Source organism: Heyndrickxia sp. FSL W8-0496, assembly GCF_038007825.1.
GTDB lineage: Bacteria > Bacillota > Bacilli > Bacillales > Bacillaceae_C > Heyndrickxia > Heyndrickxia oleronia.
Window position 1 is genome coordinate 3,786,912 of record NZ_JBBOXX010000001.1, and the last position, 25,392, is coordinate 3,812,303.

The 25,392-nt window shown below is 37.0% G+C and carries 25 protein-coding genes and 1 pseudogene; all 26 read right to left on the bottom strand.

Features of this window, described 5'->3' with window-relative positions; all coding sequences use genetic code 11:
• Window positions 1-178 precede the first annotated feature (178 nt).
• Window positions 179-1,102, bottom strand: a complete 924-nt coding sequence (locus tag NST63_RS19210) for an alpha/beta hydrolase (protein ID WP_212945924.1) — start codon at window positions 1,100-1,102, stop codon at window positions 179-181.
• Between the two features lie 3 nt (window positions 1,103-1,105).
• A complete protein-coding gene (locus tag NST63_RS19215) occupies window positions 1,106-1,672 on the bottom strand; it encodes a sigma factor-like helix-turn-helix DNA-binding protein (protein ID WP_212945923.1) in 567 nt (188 codons plus the stop codon).
• A gap of 43 nt (window positions 1,673-1,715) precedes the next feature.
• Window positions 1,716-1,862, bottom strand: a pseudogene (locus tag NST63_RS27820) (RNA polymerase sigma factor); the annotation flags it as partial.
• 398 nt (window positions 1,863-2,260) lie between these two features.
• On the bottom strand, window positions 2,261-2,803 hold the full coding sequence (locus NST63_RS19220) for a GNAT family N-acetyltransferase (RefSeq protein WP_341043437.1): 543 nt from the start codon (window positions 2,801-2,803) through the stop codon (window positions 2,261-2,263).
• 153 nt (window positions 2,804-2,956) lie between these two features.
• Window positions 2,957-3,163 carry a DUF3923 family protein gene (locus NST63_RS19225; RefSeq protein ID WP_071977109.1) on the bottom strand — a complete coding sequence of 69 codons (207 nt, stop codon included), beginning with the start codon at window positions 3,161-3,163 and terminating at the stop codon, window positions 2,957-2,959.
• A 122-nt stretch (window positions 3,164-3,285) separates the two neighbouring features.
• Window positions 3,286-3,762, bottom strand: coding sequence for a hypothetical protein (locus NST63_RS19230; protein ID WP_341043438.1), 477 nt, complete (start codon window positions 3,760-3,762; stop codon window positions 3,286-3,288).
• 111 nt (window positions 3,763-3,873) lie between these two features.
• On the bottom strand, window positions 3,874-4,086 hold the full coding sequence (locus NST63_RS19235) for a DUF3951 domain-containing protein (RefSeq protein ID WP_341043439.1): 213 nt from the start codon (window positions 4,084-4,086) through the stop codon (window positions 3,874-3,876).
• A gap of 547 nt (window positions 4,087-4,633) precedes the next feature.
• Window positions 4,634-5,089 (bottom strand): GNAT family N-acetyltransferase, encoded by a 456-nt coding sequence (locus tag NST63_RS19240; protein WP_341043440.1) that lies wholly within the window; start codon window positions 5,087-5,089, stop codon window positions 4,634-4,636.
• A 64-nt stretch (window positions 5,090-5,153) separates the two neighbouring features.
• Complete coding sequence (locus NST63_RS19245) at window positions 5,154-5,696, bottom strand: dihydrofolate reductase family protein (protein WP_341043441.1); 543 nt, start codon at window positions 5,694-5,696, stop codon at window positions 5,154-5,156.
• 156 nt (window positions 5,697-5,852) lie between these two features.
• On the bottom strand, window positions 5,853-6,140 hold the full coding sequence (gene qoxD / locus NST63_RS19250; protein ID WP_058003423.1) for a cytochrome aa3 quinol oxidase subunit IV: 288 nt from the start codon (window positions 6,138-6,140) through the stop codon (window positions 5,853-5,855).
• Window positions 6,140-6,748, bottom strand: coding sequence for a cytochrome aa3 quinol oxidase subunit III (gene qoxC / locus NST63_RS19255; RefSeq protein WP_212945915.1), 609 nt, complete (start codon window positions 6,746-6,748; stop codon window positions 6,140-6,142). The genes qoxD and qoxC overlap by 1 nt, the downstream gene beginning before the upstream one ends.
• Window positions 6,748-8,691 (bottom strand): cytochrome aa3 quinol oxidase subunit I, encoded by a 1,944-nt coding sequence (gene qoxB / locus NST63_RS19260; RefSeq protein ID WP_212945914.1) that lies wholly within the window; start codon window positions 8,689-8,691, stop codon window positions 6,748-6,750. The genes qoxC and qoxB overlap by 1 nt, the downstream gene beginning before the upstream one ends.
• A gap of 21 nt (window positions 8,692-8,712) precedes the next feature.
• Complete coding sequence (gene qoxA / locus NST63_RS19265; protein WP_058003420.1) at window positions 8,713-9,651, bottom strand: cytochrome aa3 quinol oxidase subunit II; 939 nt, start codon at window positions 9,649-9,651, stop codon at window positions 8,713-8,715.
• A gap of 510 nt (window positions 9,652-10,161) precedes the next feature.
• Window positions 10,162-10,929, bottom strand: coding sequence for an ABC transporter ATP-binding protein (locus NST63_RS19270; protein ID WP_341043442.1), 768 nt, complete (start codon window positions 10,927-10,929; stop codon window positions 10,162-10,164).
• A 103-nt stretch (window positions 10,930-11,032) separates the two neighbouring features.
• Complete coding sequence (locus NST63_RS19275) at window positions 11,033-13,387, bottom strand: ABC transporter permease (RefSeq protein ID WP_341043443.1); 2,355 nt, start codon at window positions 13,385-13,387, stop codon at window positions 11,033-11,035.
• A 577-nt stretch (window positions 13,388-13,964) separates the two neighbouring features.
• Entirely contained in the window at window positions 13,965-15,395 is a 1,431-nt protein-coding gene (gene lpdA, locus NST63_RS19280; RefSeq protein ID WP_341043444.1) for a dihydrolipoyl dehydrogenase, read from the bottom strand.
• Between the two features lies 1 nt (window position 15,396).
• On the bottom strand, window positions 15,397-16,587 hold the full coding sequence (locus tag NST63_RS19285) for a dihydrolipoamide acetyltransferase family protein (RefSeq protein WP_341044221.1): 1,191 nt from the start codon (window positions 16,585-16,587) through the stop codon (window positions 15,397-15,399).
• 32 nt (window positions 16,588-16,619) lie between these two features.
• The gene (locus NST63_RS19290) at window positions 16,620-17,618 is read right to left on the bottom strand and encodes an alpha-ketoacid dehydrogenase subunit beta (RefSeq protein WP_212945910.1); all 999 of its coding nucleotides are present in this window, start codon (window positions 17,616-17,618) and stop codon (window positions 16,620-16,622) included.
• Window positions 17,615-18,676 carry a pyruvate dehydrogenase (acetyl-transferring) E1 component subunit alpha gene (gene pdhA / locus NST63_RS19295; RefSeq protein ID WP_341044222.1) on the bottom strand — a complete coding sequence of 354 codons (1,062 nt, stop codon included), beginning with the start codon at window positions 18,674-18,676 and terminating at the stop codon, window positions 17,615-17,617. Before pdhA ends, NST63_RS19290 begins: the two co-directional genes overlap by 4 nt.
• A gap of 26 nt (window positions 18,677-18,702) precedes the next feature.
• Entirely contained in the window at window positions 18,703-19,812 is a 1,110-nt protein-coding gene (locus tag NST63_RS19300) for a Leu/Phe/Val dehydrogenase (protein ID WP_212945909.1), read from the bottom strand.
• Between the two features lie 32 nt (window positions 19,813-19,844).
• Window positions 19,845-20,249 (bottom strand): thioesterase family protein, encoded by a 405-nt coding sequence (locus tag NST63_RS19305; RefSeq protein WP_058003414.1) that lies wholly within the window; start codon window positions 20,247-20,249, stop codon window positions 19,845-19,847.
• A gap of 212 nt (window positions 20,250-20,461) precedes the next feature.
• Entirely contained in the window at window positions 20,462-21,262 is an 801-nt protein-coding gene (locus NST63_RS19310; RefSeq protein WP_212945908.1) for an ABC transporter ATP-binding protein, read from the bottom strand.
• Window positions 21,240-22,283, bottom strand: a complete 1,044-nt coding sequence (locus tag NST63_RS19315; RefSeq protein WP_341044223.1) for an ABC transporter permease — start codon at window positions 22,281-22,283, stop codon at window positions 21,240-21,242. Before NST63_RS19315 ends, NST63_RS19310 begins: the two co-directional genes overlap by 23 nt.
• Before the next feature lie 27 nt (window positions 22,284-22,310).
• Window positions 22,311-23,318, bottom strand: coding sequence for an ABC transporter substrate-binding protein (locus NST63_RS19320; protein ID WP_212945907.1), 1,008 nt, complete (start codon window positions 23,316-23,318; stop codon window positions 22,311-22,313).
• 188 nt (window positions 23,319-23,506) lie between these two features.
• Window positions 23,507-24,457: an NAD(P)H-dependent flavin oxidoreductase gene (locus NST63_RS19325; RefSeq protein ID WP_341043445.1), complete on the bottom strand. Its 951-nt coding sequence runs from the start codon at window positions 24,455-24,457 to the stop codon at window positions 23,507-23,509.
• Window positions 24,454-25,359, bottom strand: coding sequence for a phenylacetic acid degradation operon negative regulatory protein PaaX (paaX, locus tag NST63_RS19330; protein ID WP_071976716.1), 906 nt, complete (start codon window positions 25,357-25,359; stop codon window positions 24,454-24,456). Before paaX ends, NST63_RS19325 begins: the two co-directional genes overlap by 4 nt.
• Window positions 25,360-25,392: the final 33 nt, after the last annotated feature.

The following is a 25,392-nucleotide window of genomic DNA, read 5'->3' on the forward strand; positions in this document are numbered from 1 at the left end:
ATTAAACTCTTGCCCCCGTTACTTCACTGGCGGCTCCCTCTTAGCATGACTTGAATCGTACCGCCATTCAGATCCTTCACTTCTCTCCCGGATTCTAGGACTGGAGCCGGATGAACAGAAGTCCGATCGTTGCATCAGCGAGTAGACCCGAACTTGCTTCGTTCATTTTGATTTTACTTTAATTGAACTTCTTTTTAACAAAGTCAATGAGTTGGGACTTTAATGCGTCCCCCTGATCTCCCCTATGGTACATATCTGTTCCGTGATAACCGCTCTCATCCACAATTAGCTCTTTATCAGTTGCTCCAGATGCTTGATATAATTTGCGTACTTCTTTTTCAATTGAGCCTCCATAATCACCAGGCGAAAAAACAAACAAGGATGGCGCTTTAATCTTTTTGACACTTGGAATTGCATCAAGAGGCCCACATTGTGCAGGAGAAGAAAGAATAATTAGCCCCACAATAGGCAGCTCTTGACGAACGCCTGCAATGATTGCTGTACTACCGCCACATGATGCGCCTGCCAAAAATACTTTTTTTGCACCCAATCGTTTGAGTTCGTTTAAGGCCGCATCTGCATCACGATCTATATTTTGATTATCCTCTTGGAATTTCTGTGAGGCACCGTGATTACGATATTCAGGAATAACGACTAGATATCCACTCTCTGCCAGTTCAGTTCCCATGTCAAGAAATGAGCAAATGTTATAGCCTTGCTCGTGTGCAAGTAGGACTCCTTTATCTCCGCTACCAAGCACAAGTGCCGACAGATACACCCCATCACTGGTTTTCAATGTAGTTGCTTTTTCACGTAGCTCATCTGGAACACAACTATTCACAAGATGGCCGTTAGAAGACTTCACCGTTCGATCCGACCAGGCAGGATCATACTCAACCGGTGGGTTTGATGGTATGCTCGTCAATTCGGTAAGTGGTTTTTCATTTACAGTCTCGGTTATAGAGTCTGTGTCTTGAGATTGATTGGATAAAGAATGATCTTCATTTGAAGATACAGGCATTTTTGTGTTGCAACCTGTAATTGTTACTAACAAAATGAGCAATACAACTACCATTTTTGTTTCTTTAAAAGATACGTTCATAGATTATCTATACCTCCAACTATTCTGATACCATTCATTGTGACGGAAAAGCAGATGGTTCCGCTTAAATGCATGTATTCCGTTAAGATATAATTTTTTATCTAACTTCCGCTCAAACTCAATAATAACATTCCGTCCCCATAGCTCTATATACTGGGAAACGATTTTATGTTGTTTTTGAACAATTTCTGCCCAATCTTTTAATGAGTTTTTCTCAGTTTCATTTTTACCCATTTCTAGTCCAGAATGAGTTATGTCAGTCATTACTTTTTCATCTAATAAAGAAGCTATTAGTTTTGGATTCTTATCCCTAAATCCCTTTAATAGTAAATCTATCGTTAGATTAATAGGAAGTTCTTTTACTGCATGGGCATAGCTAATTTTTTTATTAGAATTATGGTATTCACACCTTTTGTTTCTTGCTCTACTCAAGTTTGTATGAACTGCCCCTTCCGAAGATGACATAATTTCTGCTACTTCGCTTCCTTTAAATTGAAGAACATCTGATAAGATTAGTGCCACGTATTGGTTCGGAGTTAAATACCTTACCAATAAATCCAAGTGTTCCATTACTAAAAATTCTTTTGAGGTTTCCTTTTCATTAAAAACTACATCATCGAAAGACAAATTTGTATGTTTTTTTTTTTAACTGATCAATCCATAGATTAGTAGCAATTTTAAACAAATAAGCTCTCGTATTTAAAGGTTGAAATATTTTAGCTAGAATTGACAATGATCTTAATAGGGTATCTTGCACTAAATCCTCAGCATCTCAGGGGGATCTTGTTAATTTATAACAATAATTCCACAAATCACTTCGATACGGCTCAATTTTTTGTTTAAATTCTTGATCAATCTTTCTTAAATCATTACTTAATGAGATTTTCAATTTGCATATAAATCTCCATTTTTTTCACTAAATGTACTCTAACTTGTTTTATTCAACAATAAAGGATATTAATCCTTCTTCAACAGACCTGTCCCCTATAATTCAAGTGATAATCTTTACAAATTTTTATGAAGGAAAAAGACGCTTTCTTTACTCAAGGAAAGCGCCCAATTGCGGTATAAATATTATATTTTTGCTAAGACAGAGTTAACAAAATCGGTTTTTTCTTCTGGATATTTATGTTTATTATCGGTCGAGACGTTAAAAGCTTACATTTCTTTCCGAGATATCCTTTCTACTATGGATTCTGTTATTTTCTCATCTAGATTTTTAATCGCTAACATCGAATTATCCTGAATGATTCCTGTATCTACAAAACCAAATGAAGCGTATAATGTTTTAGCTTTGACATTACTTGTTCGATAAAAGAGGGTTACATATTCTGCTTCCCCATATGGCATAGTTTCAATATCCATCAACATTTTTTCAAAGGCAAGTTTGCCATATCCTTTCCCCTGATAACTCTTATCAATCATAATATGCCATATAAAATAGCTCTTCTTCCCATAAAAAACTTCATTTTCAAATGATTCATGGTCCAACGTATCATAAATGTACATCAAAAATCCAACCGCAACTCCATCGACATAAACAGCAATAGGATTCGCTGGTATCCCGTCTGCGTTCAACATATGAGCGTCTGCAAAGCTTCTGAGGTTAGTAGTTTCTATGAAGTCTTCCTGGTTTTCTTCAACTTTAAGTGCTATTATTTCATCTATGTTATCCCCGGTTATCTTTCTTAATTCAATCATTTTTTTATATCCTCTCCTAAGACAAGCCACTTCCAAACATGGCCTAAAACATTCCAAATAGCATTTCCATAATTCGCAATATAGGGTACACAAATTATTCACCAATGCTAACTCTTTTTATCCATTAGGATAAAAAAAGGATGTCTATGATAGTCATATTCGTTTACGAACAAAATAAAACCAGATTAGTTGTATGATAAGAATAAACACAAATGCAACACCTAAAATTATAAATGTAATAATTCTTATTTCAGGAGTTTGAACAACCCCGGCTCCATCTACATGTCTTGTTCCGATAATGATAGCAAGTATAGAGAAAATTACTAACCAAAAAACATTTGCAACCCACCAGAGCTTCATCCGTTTCTCCTCCTTTCGCCATATCCAAATAATATATATAGTAATACGGAAAAATGAGATATTAGTTCCATAATTTGTTTATATCTTATTAAACAAACCTGTTCCCCTTAGTTTAAGAAGGATTATTTCATTTCCTTAATATCTACTTCATTTGCTGGCTTGTCAGTAAATGCAAACCACACCTTTTTTTGGGGACTTACTTGTACTAGCTTTGCAATTTCATCTTGAACAACAACTTCTTTAGTATTTTCATCACTATTAACAACTGCAGTAATATAAAATGGTAAACCCATTTCGGCTGTTGCTATATAGCCACCATCTTGAATGTCAATAGAACCTGAACTTGTTACCCATTTCCATTCATTATCTTGTTTGTTTTCTATAAATCCTAAATTTAATGTTTGCTCTTCTTCATAGAAGACAATTATTACATTGTCCTTAATTTCAAAATGCCAAATAGAATTAAAAGGGATTTCGTTCTCATTCATAATATCTTTGAACCTCGCTTCTAACGATTGTGTTTCATTTGAAGAACATCCCCAAACACTTATGCTTAACAATAAAAACATCGTGAAAATAGATAGTAGTTTCCTATTCATAAACCTCTCCCCTCTCTTCAACTCTTCTGCCCCTATAGCACGAAAAGAAAAAAGCGATTCTTTATTGAGAATCGCATCCTCAGCTAAATATAACACTATATAACTTAAGCATTAGATAGTTTTATCATTCTCTACTTTTTCATCATATTGAATAATGTGCTTAGTGTCTTCTATTGGATCATCACGTTTCACATCAATTTTGTTTCCCTTTGTTATGTCATCGTATGGTGTATATCTATTTGACGATGATGAGTTCTTCTTATAGATTCGATAAATTACGTATCCAATTAACAAAATAACGAATAAAGTATAGACATAAGCCATTAAACCATCCCCTTATAAACTTAATTTAATTACTTATGTATTCTTATAATTTCTATAAAATTCCTTCTTTGACAAAACTGCCCGGATTGTTAAAGAAGTGCAACAACAAAAAAAAGACCTTAACCCTTTATGGATTAAAGATTAAATCCCCCAAGCTTAGTAGTATTTATATTTTGATAACTTTTTTTAAAATGAGCATTGCTTGTTCATAGTCATTATTATAATGGGCAAATGTACCTTCTTTGACAAAATGGAAACCTGCCCCCTTTAGCACAATAAAAAAAAAGAGGATCTTCGCAGCCATCTCTTCTTTTACTAAAGTCCCTATAGTTTAAATGAAAGTCTTCACAATTTTTGTGTATGGACATATCAAAAGACGCATTCTTACTAAAGAAAAGCGCCCCTGTCTTAAATAAGTTTAGTTGATAATTTGATTTTCTTATAAAAAAATGAAAGATTATTTACCGTCTGGAGGCGAATAGGAATTCAAACAATCCTTATTAGTTTCCATAAAAAATAGTCTAGTATCAAAATGATTAATAGGAGCTCATCTTCTCTTTTTTAATTCCCATTTTAACATATCATTCACTGTTCCAATTTTATTCATATTCAACTTTTCTAACACTTTAATGGATGGAATATTATTATGTAGGCACTCAGCTACTACTTTATCAACATCATCATTTGTAAACGCCCAATTAATAATTTCTTTTACGGCTTCAGTTGCATAACCTTTGTTTTGTGCTGAAGGTATAATTCCATATCCTACTTCAACCGTATTTTCTGAATTAGGTTTACCTTTAAATCCAATATCACCAATAATCGTATTATTTTCTTTATTGATAACTAGCCATACACCCCAACCTAATTGAGTAGAATCCTCTCTAAGTTTCTCCAAAAACATCGTTATATGAGGGCCTATTTCGTATTCTTCTGTTGAAATCGTTGATAATAATTCATCTGTGCAAGGTACGATTTTAAGTCTTTCTGTCTGTAATTCCATCTTCATACTCCTCGTATATTATAATAATAAGAGATCCATCCACACTTGATTTTCACCTTTATTGCTAAGAATAGATGATATTATACGTTGATTTAAGGACACCGTTCGAATATTGTTTTATGTCAACTAAATCCAAATTCAAACGTAGTTTAACATTGCCAAATAAAGGTATCCCCGTGCCAATCATTACAGGGTTAATCTTTAAGACTAATTGATCAATAAGTTGATGTTCAATTAATGAACCCGCCAATTTCCCTCCACCACAGAGCCACAACTTTCCATCTTCCTTCATTTTGAGATCTTGTATAAAGCTTACCGCGTTATGTTTAATTAATTTCACTTTATCGTTTGATTCAAATTGCATTGTGTTTGAGAAAATATAATGCTTCAACTCATAAGGGCTAGGCTCACCCGGCTTAAGACCGAATTGAAAGCCGTATTCATATGTTTTCCCACCCATTAATACCGCATCATATTGCTGAATATCGGATATGAAATCTGTAACATGATCACCCTCGTTTAAAAATATAGAATCGTCAGCTACTCCATTCGAATCCGCAATAAAATTGTCAAGTGTAATTGCAGTATGATAAATCAATTTTGCCATTCAGAAATCCCTCCCTTTAAACGCGAACTTTCTAAATACTTTCTATAAAACTTTTATTATTTCCTTTTAATTCTTGAGATTAAATTTTATTCCTCTCTCCCCACCTGCATTCAACAAAAAAACGCCCATGTCACTCGGACATGGACGTTTTTTCTTTTAGTTATGCATTACCCAAATGGAACCTAATACAATGGTAAGGGCAATGATGATACTGTATATAATGTTCCCAACTTGAACTTTAGAGTTTTCACTTTCTTTAATGTGCATGAACATGAATAGCTGCATTCCAGCTTGTAGGAAGGCGAGAATACCGATAATGCTCATAATCGTTGATTTAGGAAGATTAGTATGCAATGCAACAATCATTGCCGCAATCGTCATGACTAATGATAAAAAGAAGCCAACAATATGTCCAATTGGATATTTTGAATGATGTTGTCCCATTACTTAATCAGCCCTCCTAAATAAACAAATGTAAAGATAAAGATCCAAACAACGTCAAGGAAATGCCAGTAAAGACTGATAATGAAAAATTTCCTTGAAGTTACAGGTGTTAATCCTCTTTTTACTAGTTGATAAATGAGAAGAATTCCCCAAAGAATCCCCATTGATACGTGCAGACCATGGGTACCTAGTAAAACAAAGAACCCTGATAGAAATCCACTTGTTTGTAATGTTGCTCCTTCGTGGACATAATCAATAAACTCATGAAGTTCAAAATAAATGAACCCTGCTCCCAAAAGAAGTGTCACAATAAACCAAAGGAGTAGTCCCTTTTTATTATTATTTCGCATTGAAAAAATAGCGAGACCACATGTGAAACTACTTACTAAAAGGAGAATTGTTTCGGTCATTACATCTTTGATCTTAAATAATTCTAATTGATCAGGACCACCTGCAGTAGCCCCTGAAAGAACAAAATAAGTAGCGAAGAGAGTCGCAAATAATGCGATCTCTGCACCTAAGAAAATCCAAAAACCAAATATATTTAATCTGCTTTGTTCAGTTTGATATTCTAACGGCAAAGACGTGTCTAAATGTTCACTACTCATCATTTTTCACCCCTTGCTGCAAGTTCAGTACTTAAAATTTCATCAACTTCAACATGGTATCCTTCATCACGATCTAGGGAGCGCCATGCTAAACAGCCTAAAATAATGATTAATCCGATAATGGCCATCCACCACCAAGAGAAGACGAGACCAAAACCACCAATACCGAAGCCTACAGCCGAAATAAATGGCATAGCGGTGTTACTAGGCATGTGGATCGGTTTAACTTCCTCTTTCTTATAAAGAGGTGTTTTGTTTTGTTTCATATCCCAATAAGCATCAATATCTTTCACTTCTGGTGCCACTGCAAAATTATAATGTGGGACTGGAGTTGGTGTTGCCCATTCTAATGTACGACCATCCCATGGATCACCTGTTACATCACGTTCACCATGTTTAAGGCTGTAAATGATATTCCATACAAGTACTAGGAATCCGATACCCATTAATACACCACCGATGGTAGAAACAACGTTTAAGCCTGTCCAACCAAGACCATCTTGATATGTGTACATACGACGTGTCATACCTTTTAAACCTAGTACAAATTGTGGTAAGAAACATACGTTAAATCCAACCATCCAGAACCAGAATGTAATTTTTCCAAGTTTCTCGTTTAACATATGACCAAACATTTTTGGATACCAATAATGTAATCCAGCAAAACATGCGAAGGCTACACCTGGAATTAATGTGTAATGGAAGTGAGCGATTAAGAAATAACTATTATGATATTGATAATCTGCTGCCGCCATTGCAAGCATAACTCCGGTTACCCCACCGATTAAAAAGTTCGGAATGAAGGCAAGTGACCAAAGCATTGCTGATGTTAATTTAAGTTTTCCTTTATACATTGTAAAGAGCCAGTTAAATAATTTTACACCTGTTGGTATCGCAATGAGCATCGTTGAAATAGAGAAGAACGAGTTCACTGCTGCGGTATTCCCCATTGTAAAGAAATGGTGAACCCATGTGAAATAACTAAATAATGCAATTGCTAACATTGAAAAGACCATTGATTTATAACCAAATAATCGTTTCTTCGCAAATGTACTTATAATCTCTGAGTAAATACCTAGGGACGGTAATAGAACGATATATACTTCAGGATGTCCCCATATCCAGAATAAGTTACTCCATAACATCGGCATACCGCCAGATGCCATCGTAAAGAAGTGTGAACCAAATAATCGGTCAAATGTCATTAAACCTAATGCAACAGTCAATACTGGGAATGCAAAGATAATAATGACACACATGATTAATACAGACCAAACAAACATTGGCATTTTCATTAGTGACATTCCTTTAGTTCTCATCTTAAGAATGGTCACTAAGAAGTTGATACCGGTAATTAATGTACCAATACCAGCAATCTGCAAGGCTACTGCGTAATAGTTATTACCTACTTCAGGACTAAACTCTGTTCCCGCTAATGGGAAGTAAGAAGTCCATCCAGCTGTAGGAGATCCTCCAATAATGAAAGAAATATTAAATAATGCACAACCTGCTGCAAACGTCCAGAAACTGAATGCATTAAGCATTGGATACGCAACATCACGTGCGCCCAGTTGAAGAGGAACCGCAATATTAATGAGTCCCATTAAAAATGGCATCGCCATAAATAAAATCATTATTGTACCATGAGTCGTAAAGATCCCATCGTAGTGATTAGCGTCAAGTAATTTTAAATTCGGTGCGGTAAGCTGTGCCCTCATCATTAAGGCATCGACACCGCCGCGGAATAGCATTAATACCGCAACTAGAACATACATTACACCGATTTTTTTATGATCAACGGTAGTTAGCCAGTTTGTCCAAAGCCATTTCCATTTTTTAAAATAGGTTAGATAAAAAATGATACCGATCATTGCTAGGGCTATACCAGCTTCGGTCACATATATAATCGGTTCACCTGTGACGAAAAATTCATCTAGCTTCATATATTTTCTCCTCCAATCTTCTTAATGTTGATGTTCTGACATGTCCATACCATCCATATCCATGTCCATGTCTTTCATATCATGTTCTTGATTGGTTTCTTTTTTCTCCATCATTCCGTGCTGATGTGGTGTTTTCACCCATGGCAAATGTGTACCTGTATACGTCATACGACCTACGACACCAGGTTTTAGAATTTTGTTGTAATCAGCCTTTGTTAAAGCTGGAGCACTGTTTTTCACATCTTTCACCCATTGATCAAAGTCCTTTTGTGTCTGTGAAAGAACTTCAAAGTCCATATGGGCAAAGCCTTCACCATTAAAGTTGGCATTTCTTCCTAGGTAAGAACCTGGTTTATCAGCTAAAAGGATTAATTCCATTGAGTGATTTGGCATCGTATATTTTTGACCACCTAACTCAGGCACCCAAAATGAAGCCATTGTTCCTGCTGATGTTAATTGAAACTTAACAGGAGTATCCTCAGGAATATTTACATAGTTGACTGTTTCAATTCCTTGTTCTGGATAACTAAATATCCATTTCCAATCTGCTGAAGTCACATTGATGACGATCGGCTTCTTGTCTTCATACCCCTTTGGGATATCTTCTAATTGATAGTTTGCTTTAACAGTTGGAATAGCTACAGCAATAATAATGACAATTGGTATAGCAGTCCAAATGATTTCAAGCCACGTATTCCCGTGTTGATCTGGTGGCATATAATCTGCTGCTAAGCGTTTTTCCCGATATTTATAAACCATAAAAATAAATAGTCCTAAAACAACAACTAGAATAATCATCATTAACCAGAAAGAGTAAACAATTAAATCATATTGTTTTTGTGCAACTGGTCCTTGTGGATTTAAAACTGCAATTTTACTAGTATCACATCCACTTAATAGAAAAATAGATGATAGTAGAACCAAAGACACTATTTTCCATGGTAGTTTTTTTGCTCTCATTCGTTTCCTCTCCTTCCAATTCAAGAAATATGTATAATATTTCACAAAGTAAAATAAGAAAATGACATATTCGTCACTTGATCGAATATCTATACTCAAAATTGGTACTCGAATAGTGTACTGCAATTTATAAGATTTTAAAATTGTTTTGTTCACTAATTCACAAACTAGACAATATTTATTCATAAATAATACAAAAAATATTCTCCTATAGTATATTGACATTTTTTACGTCCCAAAATACTGGAAATAGTGGTTAAAACATGGAATTATTAGTTTACTAAAAAAATAGTTACACTCAGTTTTTTTCACATAATCGAATGTAATTTGTATTCAAAGATTGAAAGATATAAAAAAGACCCAAAAAGATATAGAGTCTTTTTAGGGCTATCATGAAAGAAATCTTTATATCGTTTTAATCATTTTCTTCTGAAAAATAGTACGAAACGCCATCTAATTCTAATAATCCTTTAATGGGATATTTAAGACATTTACTAAATACTTATTTTACTAAAACCCGTTATCGACTAACCATTTCATAAGACTTTCTTCTCTTTTCTTACTATTCTCATGCTGGACATTGTATTTAAGCATTTTCTTCTGTGCCACAATAGTGCCATCCACCATAAATAACACTCTTTCCGTTTTAGCTGCGACCTTTACATCATGGGTAACGATCAGGATGGTTGTCCCTTTTTTATTAATATCCGCAAGTATGGTCATGATTTCTGCTGTTGATTTGGAATCTAATGCTCCGGTCGGTTCATCGCCAAATAGGATGTCCGGATCATTTATTAATGCTCTGCAAATTGCGACTCTCTGGAGTTGCCCTCCAGATGCCTGGATAATCGTATTATTAGCAATCCTATCAATCCCTGTCATTTCCATTAACATTTTTGCTTTTCGATATGTTGCCTTTTTATCCGCATCTTTTGATACAAGAGCAGGGAACATAACATTATCTATCAGTGACAAATTTTTTAATAGATGAATATCTTGAAAAATAAACCCCATATGATTTAATCGAACCCGTGCTAGTTCCTCTTCTTTTAGTCTAGCAATATCACGATTTTTAAATTTCACACTTCCCGAAGTAATTCTATCCATCCCACTTATATTATAAAGCAGTGTTGATTTTCCGCTCCCAGATGGCCCCATAACCGATACAAATTCACCTTCATCTATCTTTAAGCTTATATCCTTTAAAATATGAAGCCGATTCCCCTTGCCTAATTCAACCTTTTTATTCATTTTTCCTGCTTCCAATATTGCACTCATCTTTATTCCTCCCACCCGAACTTTTCATTCAATAGCTATATATCTTGTTCCGCTCCCTGATTTCATTGGATACCTTGACAGGCAAGAACCCTTTATCCTATTTCTATCTTCTTAAAATTACAGACAAATCTTCTTTTATAGCTATCCTGCAGGACATGTAAATAGTCATTCCAACTATTGCAATCAGTGCCAGCGGACATAGCAACCAAGTCTGCCAGACAATATTAACCAATTCAATTTTTGCAGCACCCATAGAGGACATCGCCATGTTTACTAATAGCTCTCCTAAATAGTTTGAGGCAATAACCCCAAAGATGATTCCCAATACTAGCACCAACATGGTTCCTGCCATATATTGCTGACAAATATGTTTGGAAGTTAGCCCAACACATCGCATAATGGCAATCTGAGACATGTCCTTAGACAATAACATCCGCAGAAATAACGAGGTAATTAATACACTAATGATGACTGCAATAATGATTGCACCTACTACAATCGTACTCATTTGATCTATGATATTTCCAAGAGTTTGCTGTGTATATTCCTTGATATCATTCACTTGCGCAGAATCATACGTATTCTGGTAGTATGCCATCTTACTAGGTATATCAACGCCTTCGATTAGATCAATGCTTACGATATACCATAGAACGGCATCTTTATTTATACCGAAACTGGTATCCGCTTTTGCTGTTTTTCCTCCATTTGTAATATCTTGATAAATACCAGTTACTATTAAATTTTTTTCAGTCCCTCCAGCTTTTACTGTTACCTGGTCTCCTATTTTCTTATTTAATTCGTCTTTTGATGCATTTTCATAGGAAAGGGAGATCTCTCCTTCACTTTCAGGTGCTCTTCCTTCCAGATATTTTAATGGAAATACGGAAAAATCCCCTGTTTCAATATTAATATAATCCCAAGAGCCTTCTGCATTTTTAATCTGGTAGGAGCTAGTAATATACGCTGCATATTTTTCAATGTCAGAATCATTCTTCAGCTCTTCCTGCAACTGTTTAAAATCCGCTGTAATACGGTCTGTCCTTCGAAGATCGATTCTCATATCAGATTTTCCGATTCCCATATAGGTAGAAAACGTTGGAGAGTTCATAGTGTTATACATAGTTAAAGGAAGAATTACTATAAATGTACAAACAATAAATATGAATAACAGTAAACGGTATATTTTGAATCGCTTCCATACATCCCTCATTCCCATGTAAATGTTAGTACTTAGAACATTATTCTTAAGTAATGAAAACCGGTATTTTCGATTCTTTCCACGCTCCATAATATCGGAACGTATTGCTTCCACCGCAGAAATTTTATCCATTCTTTTCAGTACCTTTTTGCAGTACATCACAATCATGAAATAGACGAATATTGGAGCGATAAGAGATAGTACATACTTTAAATTTCCTGATAAATCCGAGGACAAATACAGTTTCATATTACTGTTAAACAGATTAACCGTAGCAAAGGAAAGTAGATAGCCTAGGATCCCAGCAATTACTGACATGACTCTGTATTTGTTAAGATATACTTTCTTAATATCCTTTTTCGATATTCCGATTGCTTTCATAACTCCGATTTCTCTTAAGTCTTCATCAATTGTTGCTAAAAAGGTAAGTCTGATACATAGTGAAGCGATAATAATCAGGAGAATACTGATAAGGATAATTACCATTGCAACGGCTGTATCTGATAAAGCATTAAATAGTAGAAAAATTTTCCCTCCGACTGTAGGACCGTTTGCCGGAAGACCTGCTTCGATATAAGCTGTCTGTACAGCTTGCGCATCTCCATTTTCATTTAGTTTGAATTGAATTAAATATTCCAGTTCCCCTGCCAGCATTCTGCGCATTTCATCATAATCCGCCTGATTTAGAACAAACCGTTTCGAAGACGTAAGAGAAGAGTTCATTTCATAATCCCTTGCAAAATCTGAAATAACAAAACTCTTCTTATAATTTCCATTTTTCACTGTAATCGTCTCACCGATTTTTAAATCATATTGCTGCATGAAATAGATGGGAACCGCCACTTCCCCTTCCTTTATAGCCAACTTTTTATTATTGAGGTCCAATATAAAGTCAAATTGTTGATTCTGGACAACAAAGGAAATATCCTGTACTGTGTCAGCCATTGTTTGGTTTTCACCAAACACAATATTACTTCCATCAAAAGTCAGAAGAACCATCGTTTCCTGCATCGCTATATTCTTACGTTGTCCTTCTGTAAATCGATCAATTTCTAGCTGGTCAAATTCTCCGGAGTGCATTTGTGTTATGTCAGCTGGTACTGCGCGTTCCTGCAGTTCCTTCATCGACTGAATTAAATTAGCAATATTATTGATGGAACTGGCTGCCAATATCACTGCTAGCGTGATAAAAACAAATACTGCTAGCGTGGCAATTTTGTTTCTGATGAAATCATTTTTAAACATTTTCAAAAACATCGTTTCTTCTCCTTCCGGATCATTCAATAGCTATTTTTTCTTCCGTCCCTCTATCGGAGCTCCTCTCTACCACGATGAATTTGATTCCATATAAACATGCACTCCCATTTATTTTACAAAGGATTCCTCATATATTCAGACTATACATAATAATTAGATTTATCTTCAGCCCCTTAAGTCTGATTTCTTGCTCAGACCTGAGGTGTAACTACCTTTTTTCTCTTTTACCTTCACATAATCTCTATGTAATGATTGGATAAACATGCTCTTTATTTTGAAATCTTGAACCAGGCTTGTCTCTCTATCTATGGTTTCTGGCTTGTCGATTCTTTCAAAGAAAAATAATAGTAAACCCTTTGGACTCTATCACTAAAAAAAGCCTCTAGCATATCACGATACTAGAGACTTTTTAATCATTTTATAAGGTTGTTCAGTATCCTATAAAGAAAAGCTTAGTCCATATAAATAGGATCATGATCGAATATACTCCTTAAAAAAACAGCCTATTAGAAGAGCCAGCGCCATTTTGTTTAGCATGGAGGAGGAAAAGCCAATAATAAACCCATTAGTACTTTCTCTATCTATTAAGTACCTTTTTCCCCTTTTTGGGAGCTTTATGAATTGCAAACCCTAAGGTATCCTCCATCGCTTCCAGAATTCCTTCATTCAAGCTTGGGTGCGCATACGTTGGAAAGATCAAATCTTCATCTCTTGCGACCATTTCTCCACTAATCACTGCAGTCGATATTAGTTCAATCGCTCCTTCACCGATCATATGCATACCTAATAAGCGCTGGGATTCTTTTTCAATAATAACCTTCACTAATCCGTCCCGATTTCCTGAGAACATGGCATAGCCATTTCCAAGAAGAGGGTATGTGCCAGTTATTACTGAATATCCTGCAGACTTCGCTGCCTCTTCAGTCATACCTACAGTGGCAATCGGTGGCTGAGTGTGAATGACTTCGGGCATCCAGGTGAAATCTAATTCGCTCGGCTTTCCACAAAGGATTTCAGCAGTAACCTTTCCTTGTTTGATGGCCTTTGTTGCGAAAAATGGTCCTCCTGTTACATCTCCAACGGCAAATAGATTTGGTATATTGGTTCGTCCTTGATCATCGCAAATGATAAATTGTTGTTGATCGACAGAGACCCCTAATCGTTCAAAGCCCAATTCTTCTATATTCCCAACATATCCTTCTTCCTTATAAAACAGCTCTGCTGAAATGAGCGTCCGCTCATTTTTTTCACTGACAAAAGAACATTCTACTCCATTTTCGTTTTCTGCAATCTCCACATTTTTCACACCAGAATAAAAAGTAATATTTCTTTTTTTCATCTGCCTTCGTAATTCTTTTTCTATTTCTTGGTCGAAAGAGAATCCTTTATGCTCTTCCATTATCATCGTAACTTTTGTACCTAATGCTTTATAGGCGAAGGCAGCCTCTAAAACAATATAATTCGAACCAATTAGAATAAGCTCTTTCGGCAATTGCTGCAAATTAAATAATTGCCTTGAATTTAACTGATAGGTTTCACTTTCCAGAGAGTATACCGGTTTCGCACCTGTTGCAATAATCGCCTGTTCGAAATTAACTACTTCAAAATGATGCCCATTTTCAATTCCGAGTTTATTTTCAGAAATGAATGAGGCATGACCGTATATCACTTCGATCTTGTTCGCCTTACATAATGCTTCAACACCCGACCGTAACTGACCCACTATTTTTTCTTTATAAGATTGATAGGTTTCAAACTGAAAATGATTCACTTCAAATTGATAACCAATCTCTTGTAAATGCCCCCATCTGTTCGCCTGTTTCGCAGCATGGACAAACGTCTTAGATGGAATACATCCTTCATTTAAACACACACCACCTAAGTGAGTTTGTTCAATTAACAATACATCTTTTCCTAATTGCGCAGCCCGTATAGCTGCGGTATATCCCCCTGGTCCTCCGCCAATGACAACAACTTCCTTTTCCTGGGCAATTTCTCCAACGACCATCTTATCTCAACTCCAATAGCATTCTCGTAGGTTGCTCGAGTAATTGAACAAAATAATTGGTGAACCCCACGGCTGTCGCTCCATCGGCGACCCGATGATCAAAGGACATCGAAAGATTCATAATACTTCTAATGACAATTTCATCATTGACGACGACTGGTTTCTTTTTGGTTTTATGGAAGGCGATTAATGATGTTTGAGGATAATTAATGATTGGTGTCGCACCAATCCCTCCTAATGGACCAACATTACTAATTGTAAAAGTCCCATCCGAAATATCATGTTTTGTAAGTGTATTATTTTGCGCCTTTTCAATATAATCCTTCATTTCTGCATGAATAACGCTCAATGTTTTCTGCTCCACATGACGAATGACTGGCACAATCAGACCCTCTTTTGCATCAACGGCAATACCGATGTTATATTCCTTTTTTAGCTTAATCACTCCCTTTTCTTCATCTAATACTGAATTGAAGATAGGATATTTAGCTAAGCTTAGTTGAATGGCCTTAATAAAAAAGGCTGCCACCGATATATTGACTCCGGCTTCATTTAATTGTTTTTTGCTGTCTAATAAGTTCGTCATGTCGACTTCTTCAAAATGAGTAACGTGGGGAATTGTATATAGAGACTTACTCATAAGTGATGCAATTTGCTTCCTTCGACCATTAAAAGGAATTTCTTCGACTTCAGCTATAGTTGGTTGAATATCATTTTTGTTCTCCTCAACCGGCTCCGGCTGATTGACATAACGATATACATCCTCATCAGTCACCCTGCCTGCTGGCCCAGTCCCATTAATCTTCTCGATATCAATTCCTAATTCTCGTGCAATTTTCCGTGTATATGGTGCTGCTAATATCAAACGCTTAGGACCATTATCACGATCTACTTTTTTTATCGTCATACTGTTTCTATTCATAGGAGTGTTTTCAATCTTTTGTTGAACCGGTTTCGTTCCTAAAGATTCAATGATTAGTAATGTCGTCCCCACCTCAACATTTGTTCCTTCAGTGACGAGAATTTCTTTAACTATTCCCGCTGTTGGAGATGGGAGCTCAGCGGTCATTTTATCTGTTTGAACTTCAACTAATGGTTGATCCGGTAGTACCTGATCGCCGACCTTGACAAAGTATGTTAATATCTCTCCTTCTGTCATTCCTTCACCGATATCATGAAGCTTTACTTCGATCACGCTATCACCTACTTTATCTAGAATTCTAATTAAAATTGAATCGCTTTATGAATCGCCTCAATAATTCGATCTTCATTAGGCAAATAGTGTTGTTCTAATGTGTAAAATGGTACAGGCACATCAAATCCTGTCACTCTTTGGATAGGAGATTTCAAGTACAGAAATGAGGTATCTTGAATCAGTGCAATAATATCCGTACCTAACCCACTTGTTGCATGAGCCTCATGCACAATAACAGCTCTACCTGTCTTTTGTACGGATTCTGCAATCATTTCCTTATCGAGTGGATACAATGTCCGCAAGTCAAGGACATCACAATAAATATTCTGCTCTCTTACTTTTTGTGCAGCCTTTACAGCCAATGGCACCATTGCTCCCCAAGCAATCAATGTGAGATCTGTTCCTTCCTCAACTAGACTCGCTTTTCCTATTTCGACTGTATATCTGTCAGTAGGAACCTCATCTTTAAAGGCACGATAAGATCGCATCGGCTCTAGAAAAAGAACTGGGTCTGGGTCATCTATACTCGCTATTAAAAGCCCTTTTGCATCATATGGATTGGAAGGACAAACAACCTTTATTCCCGGCATATGTGTAAACAAAGCCTCGACACTGTCAGAATGAATTTCCGGTGCTTTCACACCTGCCCCATAAGGTGCTCGAATAACTAATGGAACATGGAAATGACTTAATGTTCTCATTCGTATCCGAGTCGCGTGTGTCATGATTTGTTCATAGGCAGGATAGATAAATCCGAGAAATTGCATTTCTACTACCGGCAAAAATCCATTGATGGCGAGACCAATGGCTGTTCCTACGATACCTGACTCACTTAATGGTGTATCTATCACCCGATCAGGACCAAACTGTTCTTGAAGTCCTTCGGTGGCGCGAAATACTCCACCATTTTTCCCTACATCTTCTCCTAAAACAAGGACTTCTTCTTGTTCCTTCATAACAGTGCGGAGCCCGTCTGTGACTGCTTGAACGATGGATAGCTTTTGCGTTTTTGCTGTTATCGTACTCATTGATTCACACCTCGCAAAAATTCATAATATTGATCCTTTTGCTCTTTAATGGTCCAGGTTGGCACGGCAAATACATGATCAAATAAATCATCTACATTGGGTGGTGGATATGCCTCCATTTCTTCAATCGCCTGTTCAATTTTTTGCGTAGCTTTAGTTATAATGGACTCCTGCCAAGCATCCTCCCATATCCCCTGATTTTTCATGTATTTTTCTAATCGTGATATTGGATCGGTTGTCGCTCTTTTTCTTTCACTTTCATCTTGATTCCGATATTTGGTTGGATCATCTGCTGTTGTATGGGCTCCATAACGCCATGTGACAGCCTCTATTAGTGTTGGGCCATCCCCTTCTCTTGCACGATCTAATGCTTTTTTAGTTTCAAAATAGACGGCAAAAATATCATTTCCATCTAGTCGTACTCCTGGAATACTATAAGCAACAGATTTTTGAGCAATCGTTTCTGAATTCATTTGTTTCTCAATTGGAACCGATATGGCAAACTGATTGTTTTGATTAAAAAACACGACAGGTGCTTTAAACACACTTGCAAAATTTAATCCTTCATGAAAGTCACCTTCAGATGTAGCCCCGTCGCCGAAGTAAACAATCGCAGCATTTTTAGTTCCCTTTCTTTTTTCTGCTAATGCAGCCCCTGTGGCATGTGGCAATTGTGTAGCAATCGGTACAGCTGGCGGAAAAATCTTTTTACCCTCTGGTGGGATACATCCCTCTACTCTTCCATTCCAATATAAAAGAATCGTTTTTAATGAATGTCCAAAGGTGATCGTTGCGGCATGATCACGATACGTGGGAAAAAGCCAATCATCAGCTTGTAACGCTAGAGCACTGCCCACTTGAGCAGCCTCCTGTCCTTCAAAAGGGGCATAGGTTCCTAATCGTCCTTGCCTTTGAAGGCTAATCGCTTTGCGGTCAAAGGATCTTACAAGAATTAATTTTTCATATAATGACTGAACAAAGCTTGTTGTAAGCGCTTTCGAAATATCATTGTTTAATAGATTCCCATTTTCATCAAGGTATTGGATCCTTTTAAACATCTCCAAACTAATCCCTCCTGTTTGTCTTAATGTCTAATTTCCCATTTTGGACGTTTATGATGTGAGAAGAAGCTATTTCGATGTTTTCTTGCCTCCATTCTTTCCTCACAAAAATGGTTTGCTGCATCAACAGTTGAAATGCCTTTTTGCTCAGAGTGGCGATACACCTCAATCAAAGAATTATAAATAGCTTTTGTTTTATTCATCACACGCTTTTTATTTGGACCATATAATTCATCTGATACTTGAATGAGTCCTCCTGCATTTACAATATAATCTGGCGCATAGACAATATTCTTTTGCTTTAGGATATCTCCATGATGGTCTTCAAGGAGCTGATTATTTGCAGATCCAACCACTGCTTTTACTTTTAATACATCGATCGTATCATCATTAATAATTCCCCCAAGTGCACATGGGACAAATACATCTGCCTCAACACCATAAATATCGTTTCCTTGAACGACTTTTATTTGGTTGTTTCCAATTTCCTGAGAACGATGTAATAATTGCTGAATAGCGTCTGAATTAATATCTGTCACATAAAGTGAAGCCCCCTCCTCAAGTAAGGTTTCTGCCACCTTAAATCCGACTTTACCAAGTCCTTGAATGGCATATGTTTTTTCACCAATGTCATTTGAACCAAACAATACTTGATTGGTCGCTTTTAATCCATAAACAACACCTTGTGCAGTGGGAACTGAAGAATCGCCACTACCGCCATATTCTTCAGGAATACCTACAATGCAATTTGTTTCTTTCATCGCATGGACGAAGTCCTCTGGGGTGGTTCCCATATCAGTCCCCGTGTAATAGCGACCATTTAAGGAATCAATATATTGTCCTAATGAACGAAATAATTCCGGGGTTTTATCCTTTGCTGGATCCCCGATAATGACGGTTTTCCCCCCACCAAAATCAACATCAGCAGCAGCACATTTATAAGTCATTCCTTTGGAAAGTCTTAGCGCATCATTTAATGCATGCTCGAATGTTTGATACGGATACATTCGACAGCCCCCAGTTGCAGGGCCAAGGGTCGTATTATGTATAGCAATTATAGCTTTTAATCCGGTTTTCGGATCATTACAGATAATCACTTGTTCATGCTCATTCATTTTCGTAAAAAAGTCCATTTGCGAAGCTCTCCTCTCTAGAAGTTTATTGCTTATTCCTTATCCTGTTTTGAATCAGCGATCATTTGAATAATTTTTTCCTTTGGTAAAATTGCTTGTTTGACCTCCCCATGACCAATCAAACCTTTTTCATTCCAAGCTTCTGTTCGCGTGATCACTATATTATTTTTTATTTCGGTCAATGTTGCTTTTACCCTAACCTTTGTTCCATCTGTTGTAGGAGCGATATGCTTGATACTTACCGCTCCCCCCATCCCTTCCTCATGCTCCTCCAGAAAGGGAAGGATGATTTGCCTTGAAGCCCATTCCATATGGTAAACCATTGAGACCGTTGAATATGCTCGATGAACTACATTACCCTCAAATCCAGCAAACATATCTGGTGTCACCTCGAATTCAATGGTTGCCGTCTGGCCTACTTCCATTCCAGCCTTCATTTCATCCCTCCTCTTAGTCGTTCTACAATAAAGCTCTTTTCTCAAACATCGTTGCTATTAAACGAAAGTTTTAGCTAATAAATTTCGGTTGTATCCGCTACACCTTTTATTTCTTTAAGAAAAAGAGCTACAAAATCCATAATCACCGCTAATCCCTTTATTGGGTGTAAAAGCCAGCAGTTGGGCTTTTACTAACAGCCTTTAATAATTAGTTAATCGATTGATAAAAGTGTTCTGTCACTCATGATACTTTCACCACGAATTTTCTGGAATTCCTTTAATAATTGTTCGATGGTCAAGTCCTTTTTCTCTTCCTCCCTTACTTCAAGAATGATTTGCCCTTTATCCATCATGATTAAGCGATTCCCTAGATCAAGGGCCTGTTGCATATTATGGGTAACCATTAGTGTGGTCAATTGATCCTTTTTAACTAATTCCTTCGTAAGATCTGTGATTAATTTTGCACGTGAAGGATCAAGGGCAGCTGTATGTTCATCTAAAAGTAGAATAGAAGGCTGAGTAAACGTCGCCATTAATAAAGATAGAGCTTGACGTTCTCCCCCAGACAAAAGTCCAACCTTCGCATTTAAGCGGTTCTCTAAATTAAGATGCAAGGATTTTAATGATTCTTTAAAAAACTCCCTTCGTTTTTTATCAACTCCTTTTCTAAGCGAACGTGATTTGTTTCGTGAATAAGCCATGGCAAGATTTTCCTCAATCGTCATCGTTGGTGCTGTTCCAGCCATCGGATCTTGGAATACCCGACCAATTAGTTTTGAGCGCTTATATTCTGGTAATCTCGTTACATCTTTATTATCAATTTTGACCGTTCCTATATCAGGAGTTAGGACACCAGAAATCATATTCATTAATGTTGATTTCCCCGCACCATTACTCCCAATAACAGTGACAAAATCCCCTTTTTCTAGGGTTAAATTAATTTGATCTAACGCGACTTTTTCATCTGGAGTTGCTTCATTAAAAACCTTATTAATCTGTTCTAGGCGGAGCAATTTGATCTCCCTCCTTTTTCCCAGCAGTATGCGTGAGCTTCTCTGAAAATCTCCTTGCCTTGCGTCGCTTTTCTCTTTGTCTTTCAAGAATTTTAGGGATTACTAAGGCAAGCGTAACAATAATGGCGGTAATTAATTTCATGTCCCCTGTATCTAGTATTTTGATTCTTAGAGCTAATCCGAGAATGACCCGATAGATAATGGCCCCAATAATAACGGCTAAAGTCGTTCGAAAAACGGTCTTTGTTCCAAAAATTGCTTCACCAATAATAACGGAAGCAAGACCGATAATAATCATCCCAATCCCTAAATTAACATCAGAAAATTTCCCATACTGGGCAATAAGAGCACCAGATAAAGCAACGAATGCATTCGATATCCCCAATCCAAGAATGATTAAAGAATCGGTATTCGCTGAAAAGCTTCTGATCATTCGCTGATTATCACCAGTTGCCCTTAATGCAAGGCCAACTTCTGTTTGTAAAAAACGATCAAGAATCCATTTAATAATAAAAGTAACAATAATCATCAATACTACGATTCCCCAGGTTTTCGGCAAGTATTGAATACCAGTATAACTAAGCAGTTGATTTAACCACTGGTCGATCCCTAGCTGCTGCCAAAATTGCGTAAACTTTGTCATAATCGTTTCTGAATTTAATAAGGGGATATTTGGTCTACCTACAGATGTTTCTGAAGACATTCCCATTATTCGTAGATTGATAGAATAGAGAGCAATCATCATCAAGATTCCAGACAATAATGGATTAATTTTACCCTTTGTATGTAAAATTCCTGTGATGCATCCTGCAATAAACCCTGCCCCAACGGCAGCAATAGTAGCAAGAACCGGATTATACCCTAAAACAATCATCGTCGCTGCCACAGAACTTCCTGTAACAAAGCTTCCATCTACCGTTAGGTCTGGAAAATCAAGCACTCGGAATGAAAGATACACTCCAAGTGCCATGATGGCATAGATGATTCCTTGCTCCACTGAACCAAATATTGAACCAAATATTTGTGTTAACATTGAACCATCTCCTAATTACTCGCTAAATTCCGCGCCCCACTCATCCTTGATTTCGATGCCAGCTGCTTCTGCCGCTTTTTTATTAATGACTAGTTTTAAATTTTGTGGTGGCTGTGCCGGTAGTTCTGATGGTTTCTTTCCATCTTTTAAGATTTTCACAGCCATTTGCCCGGCTTCATAGCCAATATCGAAATATTCAAAGCCGTATGCACCTAGTCCACCACGTTTGACACTGTCAAATTCTCCGACCATAACAGGCAGCTTATTATCATTCGCAACAGAGATGACGGATTCTAAGGCAGATACAACCGTGTTATCTGTAATAATATAGTAGCCATCAACTTTTCCTACTAATGATTCTGTTGCTTGCTTTACATCTGCTGAGGTCGCAACTGGAGCTTCTTCAATCTTTACACCTTGTTCTTCGGCCAGTTTTTTAACGATATCTACTTGGGCACGTGAATTTTGTTCACCGGAATTGAAGACCATGCCGATTTTTTTCATATTTAGTTGTTCTTTCATAAACTTTAGTGTGTTTGGAATTGCATCTGGATGGGTATCAATCGTTCCTGTAACATTTGCGCCAGGCTGATCCATAGATGTAATTAGCTCAGCACCTACTGGGTCTGTCACTGAAGTAAAAATGATAGGAATATCTTTTGTGGCACTTGCTACTGCCTGAGCACTTGGCGTTGCATTAGCAAAGATGAGATCAACATTGGAGCTTACTAAATTATTTGCAATGGTTGTGTTCAAGCTATTATCTGCTTGAGCATTTTGTGTATCATATTCAACTTTTAATCCTGATTCTTCAATTGCCTTTTTAAAGCCTTCAAATGCTGCATCTAATGAAGGATGCTCGACATATTGGGTTACACCAATTTTATACGTTTTCTCTGTTTTTTCGGAATCTCCACTTGCTCCTTCCCCACCAGTCGTTTTCTTTTCACCTTGAGCACCGCAGGAAGCTAATAAAAAGGCACTGAACAAAATCATCGCACTCTTTTTCCAACTAATTTTCATTCCATTTCCCCCTATGAAATAAGTTCATTATCAAAGATTGTTGCAGTGTTTCTTCCTTATCCTCCTTTCTATTTTCTTCATGAAGGATCTTGTGAAAATTTTGTAATTCTAAAAGTTCTAATATTCCAAAATTTCTACACAAATCGATCCTCCCATGATATTTCTGCATGAAAGGACTTTGTTCCTGCTTAATCCTCCAGTAGATTTCCTATGTTTTTCAATCTTTTTCGACAATCATCCATCATTTCTTCAAGGAGTTCAGCCACCGTAGGTTCATGATGAATCAGCCCAGCAATTTGTCCGCTATTCATAAAACCATGATTCTCATCACCTTCAAGGGCTCCAATTAGATGATACTTTTCACTTGTTGCCTCATTGAATTGGTCATCTGAAAGTTCAATTTCCGCACTCAATAGGTTTATAGCATAATTCCCTTTTAATACTCTGCGTATCTTCCCGTGATTGCGACCAATGATAAAAGTACTATGATCCTCTGCTTCGATGATCTTGCGTTTATACTTGTTAGAAAAAGGAGCTTCCTTTGTAGCTATAAATCGAGTCCCCATTTGTACTCCTTCAGCACCTAGGGACAAAGCAGCCAGTAATCCGCGCCCATCAGCAATACCTCCTGCAGCAACGACAGGAATAGTTACAGCGTCCACCACTTGGGGGATCAGTGTTAGGGTGGTTGTTTCAAATGGGGAATTAATTCCTGCTGCCTCATACCCTTCTGCAACAATGACATCTGCTCCTGCTTGCTCTGCCTTCACCGCATGCTTGACAGACCCTGTTACTACCATCACCGTCACATCGTGTGAATGCAATAACTGGATGTAGGGAGCTGGATTTCCTGCAGATAAAGAGATAATCGGTATTGAATATTTCCAGACTAGGTCTAGCATTTCCCGAATATTTGGATTCACATTAATGGGGAGATTCAGAGCAAAGGGCTTCTTTGTTAAGTTTTGAATTCTCTGAATCAGTTTTTCTACTTCATCTGGATTCATTGTACCTACTCCAATGGTGCCCAGACCACCCGCATTTGAAATCGCCGCTGCTAGTTCAGCATTACTAATATTGCCCATTCCGCCTTGAATGACTGGAAGTTCAATTCCCAGTTTTTTTGTTAGTCGATTCATAATCGTTCCCCCGATTCTTCTAGAATTAATGGATGCTGTAAAATATCAAATGATTTATTTTTACGATGTAGTTGATTTTCCTTTTTGAAGATAGATTCAAAAAATTGGCCTGCAGGTACAGCCAGTTCCTTATGATAATCAGAAAACAGCAGTGCTGCTTGATTTCCTAGCCATTTTTTTGGAAGCAGTTCTTCAGGTAAACCAGGATCGATAAATAAAAATTTTCGATATTCATGGACAAGCTTTGTCCGTTCTACGAAACAATCAGCGGGGGACATATTACCAGTTTGAATTCGTTTTTTGACCGTCTCATATTTTGGGTGATAACGATCAATAAATCGTTTATATTGGGCATTGATTTCCTCAATATCCCAGCATTCCTGGATAAGCCTTTGGTTTTCATGCGGACCTTTATACTCCGTTATAAATACATGTACATAATTGCTAATGTCATATTTATCAACAAGTGAATGCACCTGTTTGATTAATGGGTTCGGGGAAATCCAACAGCTATTAGCGATTGGTCCAAAGCCACTCCACACGAGTTCCTTTCTTAGCTCATCTCGTATCGAGCGCTTATCCTCGGGAATCGAATACGTGAGCATCGTCCATTTCCCATTCCATTTCTCTTGCTTTAATTTATAAATTCGGGTGGCTGCCTCATCCATACGATCGTCACCACGAGGGGTCAAATAATAATAGCTTTTATTGCCTATTTTTCGCGCCTCTACCCAGCCCTGTTTATTCATTCTTGACATTGCTGCTCTAACTGATTGCTCATTATGACCAAATTCTTTTAATAACTGAATAAGGCTTCCTATCCATATTTCATTGCCATAATGTCGTATATAATCTCCAAAGATGGTGAAGATCATTGAACGTGTATTCAAGTTGCCCTTCATTAGAAGTACCTACCTTTTTTTAGAGGCCGAAGC

Coding starts and splice junctions, on each gene's coding strand:
- NST63_RS19300 (WP_212945909.1), bottom strand. CDS start 19,812: ATGGACTTTTTTACGAAAATGAATGAGCATGAACAAGTGATTATCTGT.
- pdhA (WP_341044222.1), bottom strand. CDS start 18,676: ATGTTTAAAAGGATCCAATACCTTGATGAAAATGGGAATCTATTAAAC.
- NST63_RS19245 (WP_341043441.1), bottom strand. CDS start 5,696: ATGGCAAAATTGATTTATCATACTGCAATTACACTTGACAATTTTATT.
- NST63_RS19270 (WP_341043442.1), bottom strand. CDS start 10,929: ATGAGTGCAATATTGGAAGCAGGAAAAATGAATAAAAAGGTTGAATTA.
- lpdA (WP_341043444.1), bottom strand. CDS start 15,395: ATGGTCGTTGGAGAAATTGCCCAGGAAAAGGAAGTTGTTGTCATTGGC.
- NST63_RS19210 (WP_212945924.1), bottom strand. CDS start 1,102: ATGAACGTATCTTTTAAAGAAACAAAAATGGTAGTTGTATTGCTCATT.
- qoxD (WP_058003423.1), bottom strand. CDS start 6,140: ATGGGACAACATCATTCAAAATATCCAATTGGACATATTGTTGGCTTC.
- qoxB (WP_212945914.1), bottom strand. CDS start 8,691: ATGAAGCTAGATGAATTTTTCGTCACAGGTGAACCGATTATATATGTG.
- NST63_RS19290 (WP_212945910.1), bottom strand. CDS start 17,618: ATGAGTACGATAACAGCAAAAACGCAAAAGCTATCCATCGTTCAAGCA.
- NST63_RS19275 (WP_341043443.1), bottom strand. CDS start 13,387: ATGTTTTTGAAAATGTTTAAAAATGATTTCATCAGAAACAAAATTGCC.
- NST63_RS19235 (WP_341043439.1), bottom strand. CDS start 4,086: ATGGCTTATGTCTATACTTTATTCGTTATTTTGTTAATTGGATACGTA.
- qoxA (WP_058003420.1), bottom strand. CDS start 9,651: ATGAGAGCAAAAAAACTACCATGGAAAATAGTGTCTTTGGTTCTACTA.
- NST63_RS19225 (WP_071977109.1), bottom strand. CDS start 3,163: ATGAAGCTCTGGTGGGTTGCAAATGTTTTTTGGTTAGTAATTTTCTCT.
- NST63_RS19220 (WP_341043437.1), bottom strand. CDS start 2,803: ATGATTGAATTAAGAAAGATAACCGGGGATAACATAGATGAAATAATA.
- NST63_RS19240 (WP_341043440.1), bottom strand. CDS start 5,089: ATGGAATTACAGACAGAAAGACTTAAAATCGTACCTTGCACAGATGAA.
- qoxC (WP_212945915.1), bottom strand. CDS start 6,748: ATGAGTAGTGAACATTTAGACACGTCTTTGCCGTTAGAATATCAAACT.
- NST63_RS19325 (WP_341043445.1), bottom strand. CDS start 24,457: ATGAATCGACTAACAAAAAAACTGGGAATTGAACTTCCAGTCATTCAA.
- NST63_RS19305 (WP_058003414.1), bottom strand. CDS start 20,249: ATGAAGGCTGGAATGGAAGTAGGCCAGACGGCAACCATTGAATTCGAG.
- NST63_RS19320 (WP_212945907.1), bottom strand. CDS start 23,318: ATGAAAATTAGTTGGAAAAAGAGTGCGATGATTTTGTTCAGTGCCTTT.
- NST63_RS19230 (WP_341043438.1), bottom strand. CDS start 3,762: ATGAATAGGAAACTACTATCTATTTTCACGATGTTTTTATTGTTAAGC.
- NST63_RS19215 (WP_212945923.1), bottom strand. CDS start 1,672: ATGGAACACTTGGATTTATTGGTAAGGTATTTAACTCCGAACCAATAC.
- paaX (WP_071976716.1), bottom strand. CDS start 25,359: ATGAAGGGCAACTTGAATACACGTTCAATGATCTTCACCATCTTTGGA.